Raw genomic sequence first — 20,781 nt, 5'->3', positions numbered from 1 at the left:
TAGCAGGGACGGGATGAAGGCAAGATGAACCCTATACGCCAACGAAAGCGGGCGCGGATTTCTCCGCGCCCGCCAGATCTTGTTCAGTCAGGCTTTCAGGCGATGTCGAAGCGATCCGCGTTCATCACCTTCACCCAGGCGGCAACGAAGTCCTTCACGAACTTCACCTGCGAGTCCGCACTGGCATAGACTTCGGCCAGCGCACGCAGTTGCGAGTGCGAGCCGAAGATCAGGTCGACGCGGGTCGCGCGCCACTTCAGGGCATCGCTCTTGCGATCGCGGCCTTCGTAAGTGCCATCCGACAGCGCCTTCCACTGCGTGTCCATGGTCAGCAGGTTGACGAAGAAGTCGTTCGTCAGAACGCCGGCCCTGTCAGTGAAGACGCCGTGGTCCGAACCGCCTGCATTGGCGCCGAGTACGCGCAGACCGCCCAGCAGAACTGTCATCTCTGGCGCGGTCAAGGTGAGAAGCTGCGCCTTGTCTACCAGTGCCTCCTCCGGCGCCATGAACTGGCGACCGCTCAGATAGTTGCGGAAGCCGTCGGCACGCGGTTCTAGCGCCGCGAAGGACTGCACGTCGGTCTGCTCCTGCGAGGCGTCGGCGCGGCCTGGCGTGAACGGCACGGAGACGTCGTAGCCGCCGTCCTTGGCCGCCTTCTCGATGGCGGCGCCGCCGGCGAGCACGATCAGATCGGCGAGCGACACCTTCTTGCCACCCGATTGCGCTCCATTGAACTCGGCCTGGATCGCTTCGAGCTTCGACAGAACCCTGGCGAGCTGTTCGGGCTGGTTGACCTCCCAGTCCTTCTGCGGGGCAAGCCGGATACGTGCGCCGTTGGCGCCGCCGCGCTTGTCGGAGCCACGGAAGGTGGACGCCGAGGCCCAGGCGGCGGAGACGAGCTCGGAGACCGAAAGGCCGGAAGCCAGCACCTTCGCCTTGAGGGCGGCGATGTCCTGCTCGTTGACCAGAGGATGGTCGACCGCCGGGATGACGTCCTGCCAGATCAGGTCTTCGGCCGGAACCTCAGGGCCGAGATAACGGACCTTGGGGCCCATGTCGCGGTGGGTCAGCTTGAACCAGGCGCGGGCGAAAGCGTCGGCGAACTGGTCCGGGTTCTCCAGGAAACGGCGCGAGATCTTCTCGTATTCCGGGTCGAAGCGCAGCGACAGGTCGGTCGTCAGCATCGTCGGCAGGTGCTTGCGCGACGGATCGTAGGCGTCCGGGATCGACGGCTCCGCGTTCTTGGCCTTCCACTGCTTGGCACCGGCCGGGCTCGCAGTCAGCTCCCATTCGAAGTTGAACAGGTTCTCAAAGAAGAGATTGCTCCACTGCGTCGGTGTCTGGGTCCAGGTGACCTCGGGTCCGCCGGTGATCGTATCGGCGCCGATTCCGGTGCCATGGCCGCTTCTCCAGCCGAGCCCCTGATCCTCGATATCCGCACCCTCGGGGTCAGCGCCTATAAGCGACGGATCACCCGCGCCGTGGGTCTTGCCGAAGGAATGGCCGCCGGCGATCAGCGCGACGGTTTCCTCGTCGTTCATCGCCATGCGCGCGAAGGTCTCGCGGATGTCGCGAGCGGCAGCGACGGGATCGGGGTTGCCGTTCGGGCCTTCCGGATTGACGTAGATGAGACCCATCTGGACCGCGCCGAGCGGCTCCTGGAGCTGACGCTCGCCGCTGTAGCGCTCGTCGCCAAGCCAGGTGCCCTCCGGGCCCCAGTACAGCTCCTCCGGCTCCCAGACGTCGGCACGGCCGCCGGCGAAGCCGAAGGTCTTGAAGCCCATCGATTCCAGCGCGACATTGCCGGTGAGGATCATCAGGTCGGCCCAGGAAATCTTGCGACCGTATTTCTGCTTGATCGGCCACAGCAGCCGGCGCGCCTTGTCGAGGTTTGCGTTGTCCGGCCAGGAATTCAGCGGAGCGAAGCGCTGCTGGCCCGCACCCGCGCCGCCACGGCCGTCAGTGATGCGGTAGGTGCCGGCGCTGTGCCAGGCCATGCGGATGAACAGGCCGCCATAGTGGCCAAAGTCCGCCGGCCACCAGTCCTGCGAATCGGTCATCAGCGCGTGAAGGTCCTGCTTCACCGCATCAAGGTCGAGAGACTTGAACTCTTCGGCATAGTCGAAGTCCGGGTCCATCGGATCCGACAGATCGGAATTGCGGTGCAGGCCGTCGAGATCGAGCTGTTCCGGCCACCAGTCGCGGTTCCTGTGTCCGCGCGCGCCTCCGCTGAACGGGCATTTACCCGCGCTATCGTCAACCTTCTTGTCCATCTTCATCTCCGATCGTTAGGCGCTTGCTTATTGTCCCGGGTGCGACGAGCGCGGCGGGGGCATGTGTAAAATCTGCCGGTTTCCAGCCAAGGCTGCCGCATCCCGCCTATGGCAGGTTTGCTGGCTTCCAAGTCTGGAATTATTCCAAACTACCCCGGCGCGCCGATAGGGACAAATTGCATTTCCTATTCGTTTCGATAATTTATGATTATGATAAGACTGACACTCCGACAGATGGAATATTTCGAGGCGCTGGCTGAAACGCTGCATTTCGGCCGTGCTGCCGAACTTGCCGGCGTGACGCAGCCCGCCCTTTCCTCGCAGATTGCGGAGATGGAAGAGCGGCTTGGCCGTCGGCTGTTCGACCGTGGCGGCAAGACCGTGCACCTGACGGAGGAAGCGCGAGCTCTGAAACCGCGGATAGATCGGGTGCTTGCCGAGACAAGGGAAATCGAAGCGACGGCGAGGCGAGGTCGAGCGTCGATGGAAGGTCGATTCCGGCTGGGCGTCATTCCCACTGTCGCGCCTTATCTCCTGCCGGCGCTTCTGCCGGAACTGCGCAAGCGGTTTCCAGCACTGGCCGTGGAACTGCGCGAGGCGGTGACGGCGACACTGATAGAGGAGACGGTAGCTGGCCGGCTCGATGGCATGATCGCGGCGCTGCCGCTGGACCATGCGGGTGTCAGCGTCGAGCCGCTCTTCGAGGACCGCTTCTTTCTTGCCGTGCCGAAGGCTGATCCGGGCTTCATATCACCGCCGGTGCCGCCCGAAAGTCCGGCGCTCGAGCGACTGATGCTGCTGGAGGAAGGCCACTGCATGCGCGACCAGGCGCTGGCGGTCTGCGGCTCGGTGCGGCCGGCCGCTATGGCCAATTACGGCGCGACCAGCCTGACGACGCTGTTGCAGATGGTTGCGCACGGCCAGGGCGTGACATTGATCCCCGAAATGGCGCGCGCGGCCAGCGAGGCGATGCCCGAACTCAGGGTCGTGCCCTTCGCCGAGCCGATGCCGGCGCGGATGCTGGGTTTTGCCTGGCGGCGCAACTCGAGCCGGCAGGGCGAATGCCGGGCGCTGGCCGAAATCGTCCGCGGGCTTGCGCCCGCCTCAGCCCGCGCTCAGCAGATCGACGGCAAGCAGCACCCACAAGGCGATGAGCGCCAGGAAGCCAACCGTGAAGGCGGGCTGACGGTAGCGGATGCGGTTGGACGTGACGTGGATGAAGGTGTGCACATAGCGTGACACCGCAAACACCCATGCGAGCGACAATGTGATTGCATCAACAGCGCCACTTGCCTGCAGTGCGAGGCAGACTGCGTAGAAAAGCATCGGAAGCTCGAACTGGTTTTCCAGCGCGTTGCGCACGAACAGGCTCTCGGCCGGTTCTTCACGGTTTTCGCGAAACTGCGACACCTTTGCGTTGCCGCCCGCGACCGCCTGCCGACGGCGCAGGCCGAGCATGCCGTAGATTATTACGACCAGCGCCGCGTGGGCGATCATCGGCCAGAAGATTGCGGTCTGGTTCATGCTTGCATCCTTGACCGGTTCTACATGCCGCCCGGGTAGTTCGGGCTTTCACGGGTGATGGTCACGTCGTGGGTGTGGCTCTCGCGCAGGCCCGCATTGGAGATGCGCACGAACGTTGCGCGGTCGCGCAATTCGGTGAGGTTCGCAGCGCCGACATACCCCATCGCAGCCTTCAGGCCTCCGACGAGTTGGTGCAGCACGCCGCCGACCGGCCCCTTGTAGGGCACCTGCCCCTCGATGCCTTCCGGCACCAGCTTGAGCGTATCGCGCACCTCCGCCTGGAAGTAGCGGTCAGCGGAGCCGCGCGCCATCGCGCCGACGGAACCCATGCCGCGATAGGCCTTGAAGGAGCGGCCCTGGTGCAGATAGACCTCGCCGGGGCTCTCGTCCGTGCCGGCCAGCAAGGAGCCGACCATGGCGGCCGATGCACCTGCGGCAAGCGCCTTGGCAAGATCGCCGGAGAACTTGATGCCGCCGTCGGCGATGATGCCGACGCCCGCCCGGTCTGCGGCCTCCACCGCCGACATGATCGCCGAAAGCTGCGGCACGCCGACGCCGGCGACGATGCGCGTGGTGCAGATCGAACCCGGTCCGATGCCAACCTTGACGCCATCCGCGCCGGCATCGACCAGCGCCATGGTGCCGTCAGCGGTGGCGACATTGCCGGCGATGATGCGCACCGAATTGGACAGCTTCTTCGCCCGCGCAACTGCGTCAAGCACGCGCTGCGAATGGCCATGCGCGGTGTCGATGACCAGCAGGTCGACGCCGGCGTCGATCAGGCGTTCGGCGCGCTCCAACCCGTCGTCGCCGACGCTGGTGGCGGCCGCCACGCGCAACCGGCCCTGCGCGTCCTTCGCCGCATGCGGATTGAGCTGCGACTTTTCTATGTCCTTGACGGTGATGAGACCGACGCAGCGGCCCTCCCCGTCCACGACCAGCAGCTTCTCGATGCGGTGGTGGTGCAGGAGACGCTTGGCTTCTTCCTGCTCGACGCTCTCGCGCACGGTGACGAGTCGCTCCTTCGTCATCAATTCGCGGACCTTCTGCGCCGGGTCGGAGGCAAAGCGCACGTCGCGGTTGGTGAGAATGCCGATCAACTTGCCGGTCGTGTGACCGCCGGTGCCGCCGTTCTCCACGACAGGAATGCCGGAGATGCCGTGGGTGCGCATCAAAGCCTGCGCATCGCCCAGCGTGGCGTCAGGGCCGATGGTGAGCGGGTTGACGACCATGCCGCTCTCGAACTTCTTGACCTGGCGCACCTGCTCGGCCTGCTCCTCGGGCGAGAAATTGCGGTGAACGACGCCGATGCCGCCCGCCTGCGCCATGGCGATGGCCAGCCGCGCATCGGTGACGGTGTCCATCGCCGCCGAGAGGATCGGGATATTCAGCTCGATGTCGCGCGCGATCGTGGTGGAAACGTCGGTCTGCCCGGGCATCACCTCCGAATGGCCGGGCTGAAGCAGCACGTCGTCGAAGGTAAGCGCCAGCGCGCCGGTTGCGGTCTCGATGATTCTTGCCATTGCCGATCCTTCGACGTTCGGGTGCGCGGGAGGAGCGCCCTGGCCCGAAGGCTGGCGGCGACTCGTTTTCTCCCTTTCAGGATGGCGGTGGCTGGTAACACGGAGATGGCAGAAAGGAAAGCGCCGAGTGACGCCGCCAAGACGACGCTTCCTGCTACCCACACGCGGGACGGAGCTTCTTATGGAAGGAACAGGAGACTATGGTTCTGTTCTAAATTCCGTCCATCTGACACGGGCGGTAAGCGGACCATCCTACTCCGATCTTCCAAACATGCAGAAATCAAGGAAATCTAGTTTCCCGAGGGGTTCTTCTGTGACAACGAATTCAACATCAAGCCGCTCAAGCTTCGTCGGGTGACCTGCATCAAAGTTGCCAGCAATTATTTCAGCATTTTCCCGCTCATTTTCTGTGGGCGGTTTCTCCATATAGAATAGGAATTTGGCGGACTTTCCACTGTAGCCGAACCCGATAGCTCGAATGGCTCCGGTAACTTCCCCGGTGATTGCGCGTAGCGCCAAGACAATAATGTCGTCGGGTGGCTTCATTCGGAAATCTATAGCTTGATCTCAGGAATAGCATACCCTCACGATGAGCGAACGTTGAAAGCGAATTAATGGATCTGTTTCAGCCATAGTCCGATAGCGTTCGTGACACGGCATCTGCCCAGCCGGCAAGCTTGGCCTTGCGGGTCGCAGCGTCCATCGACGGCTTGAAGCGCCGGTCGAGCGACCAGGACTTTGCGAACTTGGCGGCCTTCGGCCAAACGCCGGCGCGCTGGCCGGCAAGCCAGGCCGCGCCGAGCGCCGTCGTTTCGAGGATCGTTGGCCGGTCAACCGGTGCGTCGAGCAGATCGGCGAGGCGCTGCATGGTCCAGTCCGAGGCGACCATGCCGCCATCGACCCGCAGCACGGTGTCGGCGTTGGCGCCGCCCTTCCAGTCCTTGCGCATCGCCGTCAGCAGGTCGTGTGTCTGGTAGGCGACGGATTCGAGCGCGGCGCGCGCGAACTCGGCCGGGCCGGAGTTGCGCGTGAGCCCGAAGATCGCGCCGCGCGCGTCGGCGTCCCAATGGGGCGCGCCGAGGCCGACGAAGGCAGGCACAAGATAGACCGACTGGGTCTCGTCGGCTTCGGCCGCAAGCACACCGCTCTGCTCGGCCTTGCCGATCACCTTGATACCATCGCGCAACCACTGGACGGCCGCGCCCGCGATGAAGATCGAGCCCTCAAGCGCGTAGGTCGTCTTGCCGTCGAGCCGATAGGCGATGGTGGAAAGCAGACGGTTCCGCGACCGCACCAGCTTGTCGCCGGTGTTGAGCAGCGCGAAGCAGCCCGTGCCATAGGTCGATTTCAGCATGCCAGGCTCGAAACAGGCCTGGCCGATGGTGGCCGCCTGCTGGTCGCCGGCAACGCCGAGAATCGGAATCTCCGCGCCGAACAGTTTCTTGTCGGTGACGCCGAAATCGTCGGCGCAGTCCTTCACCTGCGGCAGCATGGCTGCGGGAATATCGAGCAGCTTCAGCAACTCGGCATCCCATTCGTTTTTCTCGATATTGTAGACGAGGGTGCGCGAGGCATTGGTGGCGTCTGTGACATGTGCCTTGCCGCCAGTCAGCCGCCAGATCAGGAAGGAATCGATGGTGCCGGCCAGAAGCTCGCCCTTGGCCGCGCGGCGGCGCGCACCCTTCACCTTGCCCAAGAGCCAGGCGATCTTGGTGCCGGAGAAATAAGGGTCGAGCAGCAGGCCGGTCTTGCGCGCGAAGACGGGCTCGTGCCCCTGTTTCTTGAGCTTCGCGCAGAGGCCGGCGGTGCGCCTGTCCTGCCACACGATGGCATTGTGGATCGCTTCGCCGGTCTGGCGATCCCATACGACGACCGTCTCGCGCTGGTTGGTGATGCCAATGGCGGCGATGTCCGAAGCTTCGAGCTTGGCCTTCTTCAGCGCGGTCTTTACCGACCAGACGACCGTCGCCCAGATCTCCTCCGGATCGTGCTCGACCCATCCCGACGCTGGATAATGCTGGGCGAACTCCTTCTGGCCGACCGCGACGACCTTCATGTCGGGGCCGAATATGATCGCCCTGCTGGACGTGGTGCCCTGATCGATCGCGAGAATATGCCCGCTCATGTCCCCTCCCGGCGGTATTGAGTTCCGTCACAAACGTTAGCGGCAATACCGAAACTCAAATGTGATTATTTCGAAAACAGAACGAATGTCAAACGAACCACGCCTCCGCAGCTACTCGCGGGTCGTTTCCAGGAGCTCCACTTCGGAATCGCGGCAAATGGTCCGTATCGCCTCGACGTTACAGGTATCGGTGATGAAGGTGTCGACCTGGCTGAGATGGCCGATCCGAACGGGCGCCGTACGCTCGAACTTGGTGGAGTCCGCGACAAGGATGACGTGGCGCGCATTGGCGATGATTGCCTGCGCGACCTTCACCTCGCGAAAATCGAAGTCGAGAAGTGCGCCGTCATGGTCGATGGCGGATGCACCGATCACCGCATAGTCCACCTTGAACTGGCGGATGAAATCCACCGCCGCTTCGCCGACGATACCGCCATCTGCGCCACGAACAACGCCGCCGGCGATTACCACCTCGAGCGACGGATAGACGCGCATCCTGTTGGCTACATTGATGTTGTTGGTGATGACCATCAGCCCCTGATGGTCGAGAAGTGCGTTCGAGACGGCCTCGGTTGTTGTGCCGATATTGACGAAAAGCGACGCGCTGTCGGGGATGAGACGCGCGGCGGCACGGCCGATGGCATCCTTCTCGTCGGCCGCGATCTTGCGGCGCGCCTCGTATTGCATGTTCTCGATGCCAGACGGGAACAGCGCACCGCCATGCACGCGCGTCAGCATGCGCTGGTCGCAAAGGTCGTTGAGATCCTTGCGGATGGTCTGCGGCGTCACGCCGAAATGGCTCGCGAGGTCGTCGACAAGCACCCGGCCATTGTCCTTGGCCATCTGGATGATCTCGGCGTGGCGCGGCGGCAGGTACATCGCTTTCCTCCCCTTTCGTTTTTCCTGAACTTAGCGAAAAGCGAAAGCGAAGGATAGCACCGGCATCATCATTGGACGCAGCCCCCTAGTGCAACGTCACTCGTTGCGGCGCTTGCCTTCCATGAGATCGATGACGGCGCGAGCTGCATCGAGCACGTTCGTGCCGGGGCCGAAAACGGCGGCTACGCCGTGATCGAGCAGGTACTGGTAGTCCTGGCGCGGCACGACGCCACCGACAACGACGATCACGTTTTCCGCGCCCCTGGCCTTCAGTTCCTGCACGAGTTGCGGAGCGAGCGTCTTGTGTCCGGCGGCGAGCGACGACATGCCGACCACGTGTACCTTCGACTTCACGGCGAGATCGGCGGCCTCCGCCGGCGTCTGGAACAGCGGACCTGCGATCACCTCGAAACCAATGTCACCAAACGCCGAAGCGATGATCTTGGCGCCACGGTCGTGTCCGTCCTGGCCGAGCTTGGCGACCAGTAGCTTGGGCGAACCGCTGAGCGCGCCGGCAAGCTGCTTCAGTCGGCCGACAAGATTCTCGTATTCCGGCTCGCCCTCATAGGCAGGCCCGTAGACCTCGCGAACCACCTCGGGCACCGCGACATGGTCGCCGAATGCCTCGCGCAGAGCATCCGAAATCTCGCCGAGCGTCGCGCGGGCGCGGGCCGCGTCGACCGCGGCCTCGAGGATGTTGCCCTCGCCGGTGCGGGCCACCGCGCGCAATGCGTCGAGCGACGCTTCCCATTTCCCGGGGTCGCGCTGGCGGCGAGTCTTCTCGATGCGCGCGATCTGCGCCTCGCGCACGGCCTTGTTGTCGATGTCGAGGATTTCGAGATCGTCCTCGTTTTCGAGGCGGTATTTGTTGACGCCGACGATCACCTCGTCGCCGCGGTCGATAGCCGCCTGCTTGCGGGTCGCGGCTTCCTCGATCAGCCGCTTCGGCAGTCCGTCGTTGACCGCCTTGGTCATGCCGCCCAGAGCCTCGACCTCCTCGATCAGCGCCCATGCCTTTTCGGCCAGCTCATTCGTCAGGCTCTCGACGTAGTAGGAACCGGCCAACGGATCGACGACCCTGGTCACGCCTGTCTCATGCTGGAGGATGAGCTGCGTGTTGCGGGCAATGCGCGCCGAAAACTCGGTCGGCAAGGCGATCGCCTCATCCAGCGCGTTGGTGTGCAGCGACTGCGTGCCGCCGAGCGCTGCGGACATCGCCTCATAGGCGGTGCGGATGACGTTGTTGTAGGGATCCTGCTCCTGCAGCGACACGCCGGAGGTCTGACAATGGGTGCGCAGCATCAGCGAGGAGGCCTTCTTGGGCTCGAACTCCTCCATGATGCGCGTCCACAAAAGGCGCGCCGCGCGCAGCTTGGCTGCTTCCATGAAGAAATTCATACCGATGGCGAAGAAGAACGACAGCCGGCCGGCGAAAGCGTCGACGTCGAGCCCCTTCTTCAGCGCGGCGCGTACATATTCGCGCCCGTCTGCGAGCGTGAAGGCAAGCTCCTGCACCAGCGTCGCCCCCGCCTCCTGCATGTGGTAGCCGGAGATCGAGATGGAGTTGAACTTCGGCATCTCCTTCGCCGTGTACTCGATGATGTCGGCAACGATCCGCATCGAGGGTTCGGGCGGGTAGATGTAGGTGTTACGGACCATGAACTCCTTGAGGATGTCGTTCTGGATGGTCCCCGAAAGCTTGTCGCGCGAGACGCCCTGCTCCTCGCCAGCAACGATGAAGGAGGCGAGGATGGGAACTACCGCGCCGTTCATCGTCATCGACACCGAAATCTGGTCGAGCGGGATGCCGTCGAACAGGATCTTCATGTCCTCGACGGAATCGATCGCCACACCAGCCTTGCCGACGTCGCCTTCGACGCGCGGGTGGTCGCTGTCGTAGCCGCGATGGGTGGCGAGGTCGAAAGCGACCGAAACGCCCTGCTGGCCCGCCGCGAGCGCCTTGCGGTAGAATGCGTTGGACGCCTCGGCCGTGGAGAAGCCCGCATATTGGCGGATGGTCCACGGGCGCCCCGCATACATGGTGGCGCGCGGTCCGCGCACGAATGGCGGCTGGCCCGGCAGTGAGCCGAGATGCCCGACGCCTTCAAGGTCCTCGGCAGTGTAAAGCGGCTTGACTGGAATACCCTCCGGGGTCTGCCAGACAAGCGTTTCCGGATCGCGCTTGGCTTCCTTTTCCGCGGCGGCGCGCCAGGTGTCTAGTTTGGAATTGCCCGCAGCCATCACTCGAACTCCATGATCAGCTCGTCGACGGCGAGGCTGGAGCCGGGCTCGACGGCGACGCTTTTGACGACGCCGCGCCGTTCGGCGCGCAGCACGTTTTCCATCTTCATCGCCTCGACGGTGGCGAGCGCCTGGCCTTCCTGCACCTCGTCGCCAGCGGCAACGGCAATTGCCGTCACGACGCCGGGCATCGGGCATAGAAGCATCTTCGAGGTGTCCGGCGGCAGCTTTTCCGGCATCAGCCGCGAAAGCTCAGCGACACGCGGGCTGCGCACGTGCGCCTTCGCGTCAATGCCACGCCAGCGAAGACGCCAGCCGGAGTTGGCAGGCTGAACCTTGATACCGATGCGCCGGCCGCCAACGGTGAAATGCGCATGGCTGCGGCCCGGAAGCCAGTCGGAGGCAACAGCCAGCGAGCTGTCGTCATCCACGAACGCGACCTGCGTCTTGCCGCCTTCGTCGCGCACGTTCACCGCGAATTCGCCGCTGCCGTTGAGCTTGACGATCCAGTCGCGGCCGACATGGCGCGGATGGTTGGCGAGCGTGCCCGAAATGAGCACGTTGCGCTTCTGCGTACGCAGGTTGACGAAGGCCGCGACCGCGGCAAGCGTGCGAGCCTCGCGATCGTCAGGCGTTACGCCCGCGAAGCCCTCAGGCCATTCTTCGGCGATGAAGGCCGTGGTCAGCCGCCCTTCCTTGAAGCGCGGATGTTCCATCACCGCCGACAGGAACGGCAGGTTATGGCCGATGCCCTCAACCTCGAAATCATCGAGCGCCCCACTCATGGCGCGCACTGCATCCTCGCGCGTCTGCCCCCACGCGCACAGCTTGGCGATCATCGGATCGTAGTACATCGAGATTTCGCCGCCCTCGAAGACGCCGGTATCGTTGCGGATGACCGTACCGTTGTCCTGCGTGCCTTCTTCCGGTGGGCGATAGCGCGTGAGCCGGCCGATCGACGGCAGGAAGTTGCGGTACGGGTCCTCGGCATAAAGGCGGCTCTCGATGGCCCAACCTTCGAGCGTTACATCATCCTGAGCGATCTTCAGCTTCTCGCCGGCGGCCACGCGGATCATCTCCTCGACCAGATCGATGCCGGTGACGAGCTCCGTCACCGGATGCTCGACCTGAAGGCGCGTGTTCATCTCGAGGAAATAGAAGTTGCGCTCGCCATCGACGATGAACTCGACCGTGCCGGCCGAGTGATAGCCGACCGCCTTCGACAGCGCGACGGCCTGTTCGCCCATCGCCTTGCGGGTCGCCTCGTCGAGGAAGGGCGACGGCGCCTCCTCTACGACCTTCTGGTTACGGCGCTGGATCGAGCATTCGCGCTCGCCGAGATAGATCGTGTTGCCATGCTTGTCGCCCAGCACCTGAATCTCGATATGGCGCGGCTGAGTGACGAACTTTTCGATGAATATCCGGTCGTCCCCGAACGATGACTTCGCTTCGTTCTTCGACGACTGGAAGCCCTCGCGCGCCTCGGCATCGTTCCAGGCGATGCGCATGCCCTTGCCTCCGCCGCCCGCCGACGCCTTGATCATTACCGGATAGCCGATCGAGGACGATATTTTCACAGCCTCGTCGGCATCGGCGATCAGGTCCATGTGGCCGGGCACGGTGTTGACCTTGGCCTCGGCAGCGAGCTTCTTGGAGGTGATCTTGTCGCCCATCGCCTCGATGGCGCCGACCGGCGGGCCGATGAAGGCGACGCCTTCCTTTGCCAGCGCCTCGGCGAAATTGGCGTTCTCCGACAGGAAGCCGTAGCCTGGATGAACGGCGTCGGCCCCGGTCTGTCGGATCGCCTCGATGATCCGGTCGATGACGATATAGGACTGCGACGAGGGCGCCGGCCCGATATGCACCGCCTCATCGGCCATCTTGACGTGCAGGGCATCGCGGTCGGCGTCGGAATAGACCGCGACAGTGGCGATACCCAGCTTCTTCGCCGTCTTGATGACGCGGCAGGCAATCTCGCCGCGATTGGCGATGAGGATTTTCTTGAACATTACTGGCCCGAGACCTTGTCCTGCGTCTTCAATTCGAAATCCGAAGCATCATGGCGCTCGTGGAGCTGCTTGGCCGGCTCGCCGAAAGTGCGGTTGACCATGGAGCCGCGCTGGGCCGCCGGGCGCTCGCCGATCGCCTTGCGCCAGCGCTGCACGTGCTCGTATTTGTCGACCTCGAGGAAATCGCCGGCATCCTCATACGCGCCGCTGGCCGCCAGCCGGCCGTACCAGGGCCAGATAGCCATGTCGGCAATCGTATAGTCCTTGCCGGCCATATATTCGTTCTTCGCCAGATGCCGGTCCAGCACGTCCATCTGGCGCTTCACCTCCATGGCGTAGCGGTTGATGGCGTATTCGATCTTCATCGGCGCATAGACGTAGAAATGGCCGAAGCCGCCGCCGAGGAAGGGGGCGGAGCCCATCTGCCAGAACAGCCAATTCATCGCTTCGGTACGCGCGCGCAGATCGGTCGGCAGGAAGGCGCCGAACTTTTCCGCCAGGTAGAGGAGGATCGAGGCCGATTCGAAAACGCGCACCGGCTCGCCTCCGCCCTTCGGCGCATGATCCATCATCGCCGGGATCTTGGAGTTCGGATTGACCTCGACGAAGCCGGAGCCGAATTGGTCGCCGTCGCCGATCTTGATGAGCCAGGCGTCATATTCCGCGCCTGCGTGGCCAGCAGCCAGCAACTCCTCGAGCATGATGGTGACCTTGACGCCGTTGGGCGTGCCCAGCGAATAGAGCTGCAGCGGATGCTTGCCGACCGGCAGTTCCTTCTCGTGCGTAGAGCCGGCGATCGGACGGTTGATGGAAGCAAAGGTTCCGCCGCTTGCGGAATCCCACGTCCAGACCTTTGGCGGCACATAGCCTGCGGGGAAATTCTTCTCGGGCGGGAATTTGTTCTCGTCGGTCATGTCGTTCCTCACAGGGGGATCGTGTCGTGTTTCTTCCAGGGCTGGTCGAGCTTCTTCGTGCGCAGCGCGGCGAAGGCTCGCGCGATACGCTTGCGGGATGAATGCGGCAGGATAACCTCGTCGATGAAGCCACGCTCGGCCGCCTTGAAGGGGTTGGCGAAGTTGATCTCGTATTCCTTGGTGCGCTCGGCGATCTTGTCAGCGTCGCCAAGCTCGGAGCGGTAGAGGATTTCGGTGGCGCCCTTCGCCCCCATGACCGCGATCTCGGCCGTCGGCCAGGCGTAGTTGATGTCGGCGCCGATATGCTTCGACGCCATGACGTCGTAGGCGCCGCCATAGGCCTTGCGAGTGATGAGCGTGACCATCGGCACCGTCGCCTGGCTATAGGCGAACAGCAGCTTGGCGCCGTGTTTGATGACGCCGCCATATTCCTGCGCGGTGCCCGGCAGGAAGCCCGGCACGTCGACCAGCGTCAGGATCGGGATCGAGAAGGCGTCGCAGAAGCGCACGAAGCGCGCCGCCTTGCGCGATGAATCGATGTCCAGGCAGCCGGCCAGGACCATCGGCTGGTTGGCGACCACGCCCACGGTCTGCCCCTCGATGCGCATGAAGCCGGTGACGATGTTGCGGGCGAAGGCTTCCTGTATCTCGAAGAAATCGCCCTCGTCGGCCAGCGCCAGGATCAGCTCCTTCATGTCGTAGGGCTTGTTGGCGGAATCGGGAATGAGCGTGTCGAGCCGCATCGCCGCCCGGTCCGGGTCGTCATGAAAGGGCCGCACCGGCGGCTTTTCGCGGTTGTTGAGCGGCAGGAAGTCGAACAGCCGCCGCACCTGTTCCAGGGTCTCGACATCATCGTCGAAGGCGCCGTCGGCGACGGAGGATTTCTGCGTGTGCGTACGCGCCCCGCCAAGCTCTTCCGCCGTTACGATCTCGTTGGTGACGGTTTTCACCACGTCCGGCCCGGTGACGAACATGTATGAGCTATCGCGCACCATGAAGATGAAGTCGGTCATCGCCGGCGAATACACCGCGCCGCCCGCGCACGGCCCCATGATGACGGAGATTTGCGGCACAACGCCGGAGGCGTCGACATTGCGCTTGAAGACATCGGCATAGCCGGCAAGCGAGGCAACACCCTCCTGAATGCGCGCGCCACCGCTGTCGTTGAGGCCGATGACTGGCGCGCCGTTGCGCACCGCCATATCCATGATCTTGCAGATCTTCTGCGCATGGGTCTCGGACAACGAGCCGCCAAGCACGGTGAAGTCCTGCGAGAAGACATAGACAAGCCGGCCGTTGATCGTACCCCAGCCGGTGACGACGCCGTCGCCCGGATACTTCTGGCTCGCCATGCCGAAATCCACCGCGCGGTGGGCGACGTACATGTCGAATTCCTCGAAGGAGCCTTCGTCGAGCAGCACCTCGATGCGCTCGCGCGCCGTCAGCTTGCCCTTGGCGTGCTGCGCATCGATGCGCTTCTGGCCGCCGCCGAGGCGCGCCTGGGCGCGGCGCTCTTCCAGTTGCTCAAGGATTTCGCGCATCAGCGGTATCCCCGCACGGCGTCGGCTTGTCTGTGCATCGGGCGTCCCCTCGGCAGTTTGTTCGCGTTTGTTGCGGCATGGCCGGCACTTTCCGGCATAACGCCTTAGCAAGACGGCGAAAAGGCTTGAACGGGCGGAGGCGCATAAAGTAGGTTTCGCAATATTGCAAAAAGCGAATTTGCGAAATGCGAAACACCAAACTATTCATCGGCCGCAAGATACGCGACCTGCGCGAGGCCAACCGCCTGACGCAGGCAGCGTTTGCCGAGCGCATCGGCATATCGACCAGCTACCTGAACCAGATCGAGAACAACCAGCGCTCCGTGTCGGCGGCCGTGCTGCTGGCGCTGGCCGAGACCTTTCGCATCGAAATCTCCGATTTCTCGTCGGGGGAGAGCGACAGGCTGCTGTCGGCGCTGTCCGAGGCGGTGAATGATCCGCTGTTCGAGAATTTCAAGCCAAGTCTCCAGGAAATGAAGCTGGTGACCCAGAACGCGCCCGGCTTCGCGCACGCGCTCATCACCGCGCATCAGGCCTACCGGCGCAATTCCGAGCAGCTTGCGAGTTTCGACGACACGCTTGGCCGCGGAGCCGGCGTCGCCGAGCCGAGCGCCTACGAGGAGGTGCGCGACTTCTTCCACTTCGTCGACAACTACATCCATGAACTTGACATCCCCGCCGAGGAACTGGCGGCAAAGCTCGGCATTCCAGACCGCGACCCTTCTGCCGCCCTGCCCGACTATCTCGAGCGTCAGCATGGCGTGACGACCGCGCGCGCAGCACCTGAAGAAAACCTGCTGCGGCGCTTCGACCCCGACAGGCGTACGTTGCACCTCAATCCCTTCTCGCCTGTCTCGACCCGCAGCTTCCAGGCCGCATTCCAGATCGGCGAACTCGAGATGGCGGAGACCATCGCAACAATTGCGGAGAATGCCGGCTTCCACAGCGGCGAGGCAGTGGAGATCTGCCGGATCGGGCTTGCGAACTATTTCGCCGGAGCGCTGATGATGCCGTACGAAGCGCTGCTGGCCTCGGCGCGGGAACTGCGCCACGACCTCGACCTGCTGGCAAGCCGCTTCGGCGCCAGCGTCGAACAGATCGCCCATCGGCTTTCCACGATGCAGCGCCCCGGCCGCAAGGGTGTGCCGATCTTCTTCGCCCGCATCGACCGTGCCGGCAACATCACCAAGCGGCACAGCGCGGCCAAGCTGCAATTCGCACGCTTCGGCGCGGCCTGCCCGCTGTGGAACGTGCACCAGGCATTCGAAACGCCGGGGCGCATCATCCGCCAGCTTGCCGAAACGCCGGACGGCGTGCGCTATCTGTGTCTCGCAACCGAGATATCGAAGGGCGGCGGGGGCTTTCGCGCGCCGCAGAGGCGCTATGCCATAGCGGTGGGCTGCGAAGTGACGCATGCGGGCGACTTCGTCTATGCCGATGATCTCGACATTGCCAACCGCGCCGGTTTCGACCCGATCGGCATATCCTGCCGTATCTGCGAACGGCCCAACTGCGCGCAACGCGCGGTGCCGCCGCTCAAGCGCAGGCTGGTGGTGGACCACAACCATCGCGGCGCGGTGCCCTACCGGCTGGATTGACGGGACGCACAACGGCGGTGCGCATTTTGATGTTCCAGCACGAACGATAGCCGCTATGGTCGCTTCGAAGCACCAAGGAGGAGCCGCATGAGCGACGAGCCGGAAATCATCTTCGAGACGCGCGGTCGTGCGGGCGTGGTCACGCTCAACCGGCCCAAGGCGCTCAACGCGCTCAACAGCAACATGGTCGCGCTGATGCATCCCCAGCTCGTCGCCTGGGCGAACGATCCGGCGGTGGAACTCGTGATCGTCAAGGCCGCCGGCGAAAAGGCGTTCTGCGCGGGCGGCGACATTCGCCAGCTCCACGACTGGGGCAAGGCTGGCAACCCGGCGATACGGTCCTTCTATCGCGACGAATACCGGCTCAATGCGTTCATCAAGCGTTATCCTAAGCCCTATGTGGCACTGGTGGACGGTATCGTGATGGGCGGCGGTGTCGGCCTTTCCGTTCATGGCAGCCATCGCGTGGCTGGAGAAAAGCTGATGTTCGCGATGCCCGAGACCGGAATCGGCTTCTTTCCCGATGTCGGCGGCACCTACTTCCTGCCCCGCCTGCCCGGCAGGACCGGCACCTGGCTCGGCCTGACCGCCGCGCGGCTGGGCCAGGCCGATACGCTGTGGACAGGTTTCGCCACACATGCCGCCCGTTCGGCCGATTTCGATGCAATCCTGGAGGCGCTCTGCGACAAGGGCGATCCCGACGCCACACTTGCGTCATTCGCTCAGGTTCCGGATGGAGCCAAGGCACCGGTCCTGCAGCCGGTGATCGATCGCTGTTTTTCCGCCGACACCGTGGAAGAGATACTGGCACGGCTCGATACCGAAACCGGTGAGAATGCCGAATGGGCAGCCAAGCAGGCTGCAACCATGCGCCAGAAGTCGCCCACCAGCCTCAAGATCGCGCTGCGGCAGATGCAGGAGGGCGCAAAGGTGGAGTTCGAGGCCTGCATGGGCATCGAATACCGGATCGTCAGCCGCATCATCGATGGCGTCGACTTCTATGAAGGCGTGCGCGCAGTCATCATCGACAAGGACAACACGCCCAACTGGCGGCCGGCGGGGCTCGACGGCGTTTCCAAGGCCGATGTAGATGCCTATTTCGCGCCGCTGGCGGACGAGCTGGATCTGTTGGGGCTCGATCGCGCCTGAAATTCCTCACAGGCACGATTGACCGCGCTCCGATGATACAACATACTCGGTAGTATGTTCTTGAGGGAGGAGCCACATGGCGTTCGCGCGGGTGAACGGCGTCGTTCTGCATCATGACGTACGCGGCAGGCCTGACGGGCCTGTTTTGGTGTTCTCCAATTCGCTCGGCACCGATTTCCGCATCTGGGACAAGGTCGCGGGGACGCTTGGCGACGATTATCGCATCGTGCTCTACGACAAGCGCGGCCACGGCCTTTCTGAGGCGACGCCCGCACCCTATCGTCTGATCGACCACGTCCACGATCTCGCTGCGCTGCTCGACCATCTTGGAATCGAGAAGGCGGGCGTCGTCGGCCTGTCGGTCGGGGGCCTGATCGCGCAGGGGCTGGCAGCGATGCGACCGGACCATGTGGCGGCGCTGGTGCTATGCGACACGGCCCACAAGATCGGCAATGACGAATTGTGGAACACCCGCATCGACGCGGTGACGAAGAACGGCATCGAATCTATTGCCGGCGCGATCCTGGAGCGCTGGTTCACCGTCGGCTACCGCGACCCCGAAAACGCCGACTATGTCGGATACACAGCAATGCTGACGCGGACGAACGTCGACGGCTATGCGGGAACCTGCGCGGCACTGCGCGATGCCGACCTGACGGAATCCACCCGCGCGCTGAAGCTGCCGGTGCTCTGCGTCGTCGGCGACCAGGACGGATCGACACCGCCCGATCTCGTGCGCTCGACCGCCGACCTGATCGAGGGCGCGCGCTTCGAGATCATCGAGGGCGCCGGCCACCTGCCGTGTATCGAAAGACCGGATGAAACCGCCCGACTGATCGGCGGGTTCCTGAACGACGCCGGCTGGCGCTGACGCCGCCATCCCAAGACAACGAACACCGAGGATACGACCCATGAGTGACTATGTGACAGTGGCGCGCGACGGCGCAATCGCCGTCATCACGCTGGACAATCCGCCGGTCAACGCGCTCAGCCACCACCTGCGCGAGCCTTTGTTCAAGGCGCTGGAAGCCGCACGAGACGATGCGGCGATCGAGGGGATCGTCATCGCCTGCGCCGGGCGCACCTTCATTTCCGGCGCCGACATCACGGAATTCGGCACGCCGAAGGCGCTTGCCAGCCCCTCGCTGCCGGAACTCTGCGCGCTGCTGGAATCGCTTCCCAAGCCGGCGGTCGCCGCCGTTCACGGCACCGCGCTGGGCGGCGGGCTCGAACTGGCGCTCGCCTGCCATTACCGCGTTGCCGACAAGGGCGCTAAGGTCGGCCTGCCCGAGGTCAAGCTTGGCCTTCTACCAGGTGCAGGCGGCACGGTGCGCCTCCCGCGACTTGTCGGCCCCGAAAAGGCAGTTGCGATGATCGTCTCCGGCAACCCGATCAACGCCTCGGCAGCGCTGGAGGCCGGTGTGATCGATGCCATCGCCGCAGGCGAACTGACAGCCGATGCCATTGCCTTCGCAAAGGCCAGGGTGGCCGATGGCGGCCCGCATGTTCCGGTGCGCGATCGCGACGATAAGATCGCTCCTGCACGCGCCGACCTCACCGGTTTCGAGGCGGCGGTCAAGGAGGTGACCAGGAAGACGCGTGGGCTCGAGGCGCCGCTTGCCTGCGCCACCGCCGTTCGCAACGCCGTCACCCTGCCCTTCGACGAAGCGTTGAAAAAGGAACGCGAGCTCTTCATCGGGCTCGTCAGCGGCGTCCAGTCGCAGGCGCAGCGCCACCTGTTCTTTGCCGAGCGCGAGGCCGCGAAGGTGCCGGGCGTCGGCAAGGACGTCCAGCCGCGCACGGTCAAGAAGGTCGGCGTCATCGGCGCCGGAACGATGGGCGGCGGCATCGCCATGTCATTCGTCAATGGCGGATACCCGGTCACGATCCTCGAAATGAGCGACGAAGCGCTCGACCGCGGCTTTGCCACCATCGACAAGAACTACGGGATCTCGGTCTCGCGCGGCTCGCTGAGCGAGGAAGCCAAAGCCGAACGCATGGGCCGCTTCTCGCGCACGACGAATTATGCTGACCTTGCAGATTGCGACCTCATCATCGAAGCCGTTTTCGAGGAGATGGGCGTCAAGAAGGAGGTTTTCGGCAAGCTCGACGCCATCGCCAAGCCCGGCGCGATCCTTGCCTCCAACACGTCCTATCTCGACGTCAACGAGATCGCGGCATCCACCGGCCGTCCGCATGACGTCGTAGGGCTGCATTTCTTCTCGCCGGCAAACGTGATGCGGCTGCTGGAGATCGTGCGCGGCGACAAGACCGCGCCCGACGTCCTTCTGACGGCGCTCACCGTCGCCCGCAAGATCGGCAAGGTGCCGGTCGTCGTCGGCGTCTGTCACGGCTTCGTCGGCAATCGCATGCTTGGCGCGCGTTCGGCCGAAGGCGAGGACCTGCTGCTGGAAGGCGCGTCGCCCGAGCAGATCGACAAGGTCTTCGCCGATTTCGGCTGGCCGATGGGGCCATTCGAGATGGGCGACCTCGCGGGTCTCGACATCGGCTGGCGCAACCGTAAGTCGCTTGGCAAAACGGCCGCGATCGGCGACGCGCTGTGCGAAGCCGGCCGCTTCGGCCAGAAGACGGGCAAGGGCTTCTATCTCTACGAACAGGGATCGCGAAAGCCGATCCCCGATCCGGAAGTGGCAAAGCTGATCGAAGAGAAGGCGCGCGAGCGCGGCGTCAACCGGCGCGACATCTCCGACGACGAGATCACCGAGCGCACGCTCTATCCGATGATCAACGAAGGCGCCCGCATCCTCGAGGAGAAGATCGCCGCGCGGCCTTCCGACATCGACATCGTCTGGACCAATGGCTACGGCTTCCCGATCGGCAAGGGCGGTCCGATGTTCTGGGCCGATACCGAAGGGCTGAAGAAGATCGTCGAGCGGCTGGAATACTGGCACGGCAAGACGGGCAAGGACGTATTCAAGCCGGCAGCCCTCCTCAAGCAGATGGCCGAGGACGGCGGCAGCTTCTCGGGCCGGCCAGCGGCCTGA

Annotated in this window: 14 protein-coding genes and 1 pseudogene; 5 read left to right on the top strand and 10 right to left on the bottom strand. The window is 63.9% G+C overall.

Going from position 1 to position 20,781, the window contains the following annotated elements; all coding sequences use genetic code 11:
* Positions 1-95: 95 nt before the first annotated feature.
* Positions 96-2,273 (bottom strand): catalase/peroxidase HPI, encoded by a 2,178-nt coding sequence (gene katG / locus ACVJNE_RS10680; RefSeq protein WP_499565408.1) that lies wholly within the window; start codon positions 2,271-2,273, stop codon positions 96-98.
* 210 nt (positions 2,274-2,483) lie between these two features.
* Between katG and ACVJNE_RS10675 the strand changes: the two are divergent.
* Positions 2,484-3,377: pseudogene (locus ACVJNE_RS10675) on the top strand (hydrogen peroxide-inducible genes activator); the annotation flags it as partial.
* Here the strand turns inward: ACVJNE_RS10675 and ACVJNE_RS10670 are convergent.
* The 9 genes from ACVJNE_RS10670 to ACVJNE_RS10630 all read right to left on the bottom strand — a co-directional run bounded on the left by ACVJNE_RS10670 (position 3,378) and on the right by ACVJNE_RS10630 (position 15,029).
* A complete protein-coding gene (locus ACVJNE_RS10670; RefSeq protein ID WP_444724887.1) occupies positions 3,378-3,797 on the bottom strand; it encodes an MAPEG family protein in 420 nt (139 codons plus the stop codon).
* Between the two features lie 20 nt (positions 3,798-3,817).
* The gene (guaB, locus tag ACVJNE_RS10665) at positions 3,818-5,320 is read right to left on the bottom strand and encodes an IMP dehydrogenase (protein WP_499565406.1); all 1,503 of its coding nucleotides are present in this window, start codon (positions 5,318-5,320) and stop codon (positions 3,818-3,820) included.
* Between the two features lie 252 nt (positions 5,321-5,572).
* A complete protein-coding gene (locus ACVJNE_RS10660; protein WP_499565404.1) occupies positions 5,573-5,866 on the bottom strand; it encodes a MafI2 family immunity protein in 294 nt (97 codons plus the stop codon).
* 79 nt (positions 5,867-5,945) lie between these two features.
* Positions 5,946-7,445 (bottom strand): glycerol kinase GlpK, encoded by a 1,500-nt coding sequence (gene glpK, locus ACVJNE_RS10655; protein WP_499565402.1) that lies wholly within the window; start codon positions 7,443-7,445, stop codon positions 5,946-5,948.
* Positions 7,446-7,556: 111 nt separating this feature from the next.
* Complete coding sequence (locus ACVJNE_RS10650; RefSeq protein ID WP_499565400.1) at positions 7,557-8,324, bottom strand: DeoR/GlpR family DNA-binding transcription regulator; 768 nt, start codon at positions 8,322-8,324, stop codon at positions 7,557-7,559.
* A gap of 96 nt (positions 8,325-8,420) precedes the next feature.
* Positions 8,421-10,565: a methylmalonyl-CoA mutase gene (scpA, locus tag ACVJNE_RS10645; RefSeq protein WP_499565398.1), complete on the bottom strand. Its 2,145-nt coding sequence runs from the start codon at positions 10,563-10,565 to the stop codon at positions 8,421-8,423.
* On the bottom strand, positions 10,565-12,574 hold the full coding sequence (locus ACVJNE_RS10640; protein WP_499565396.1) for an acetyl-CoA carboxylase biotin carboxylase subunit: 2,010 nt from the start codon (positions 12,572-12,574) through the stop codon (positions 10,565-10,567). Before ACVJNE_RS10640 ends, scpA begins: the two co-directional genes overlap by 1 nt.
* Positions 12,574-13,488: a glutathione-dependent disulfide-bond oxidoreductase gene (yghU, locus tag ACVJNE_RS10635; protein WP_499565394.1), complete on the bottom strand. Its 915-nt coding sequence runs from the start codon at positions 13,486-13,488 to the stop codon at positions 12,574-12,576. The genes ACVJNE_RS10640 and yghU overlap by 1 nt, the downstream gene beginning before the upstream one ends.
* An 8-nt stretch (positions 13,489-13,496) precedes the next feature.
* Complete coding sequence (locus ACVJNE_RS10630; RefSeq protein ID WP_444724881.1) at positions 13,497-15,029, bottom strand: acyl-CoA carboxylase subunit beta; 1,533 nt, start codon at positions 15,027-15,029, stop codon at positions 13,497-13,499.
* Positions 15,030-15,214: 185 nt separating this feature from the next.
* Here ACVJNE_RS10630 and ACVJNE_RS10625 point away from each other — a divergent pair, with 185 nt between their 5' ends.
* From ACVJNE_RS10625 to ACVJNE_RS10610, 4 genes are all read left to right on the top strand, one after another.
* Entirely contained in the window at positions 15,215-16,627 is a 1,413-nt protein-coding gene (locus tag ACVJNE_RS10625; protein ID WP_499565392.1) for a helix-turn-helix domain-containing protein, read from the top strand.
* A gap of 87 nt (positions 16,628-16,714) precedes the next feature.
* Positions 16,715-17,776 (top strand): enoyl-CoA hydratase/isomerase family protein, encoded by a 1,062-nt coding sequence (locus tag ACVJNE_RS10620; RefSeq protein WP_499565391.1) that lies wholly within the window; start codon positions 16,715-16,717, stop codon positions 17,774-17,776.
* A 76-nt stretch (positions 17,777-17,852) separates the two neighbouring features.
* The gene (gene pcaD, locus ACVJNE_RS10615; protein ID WP_444724878.1) at positions 17,853-18,647 is read left to right on the top strand and encodes a 3-oxoadipate enol-lactonase; all 795 of its coding nucleotides are present in this window, start codon (positions 17,853-17,855) and stop codon (positions 18,645-18,647) included.
* A gap of 40 nt (positions 18,648-18,687) precedes the next feature.
* Positions 18,688-20,781 (top strand): 3-hydroxyacyl-CoA dehydrogenase NAD-binding domain-containing protein, encoded by a 2,094-nt coding sequence (locus tag ACVJNE_RS10610; protein WP_499565388.1) that lies wholly within the window; start codon positions 18,688-18,690, stop codon positions 20,779-20,781.

The sequence above is a fragment of the Mesorhizobium sp. DxT genome (genome assembly GCF_058448885.1).
Note: the sequence above shows the minus strand (reverse complement) of the source record. Positions and strands in the feature narration are given on the sequence as shown.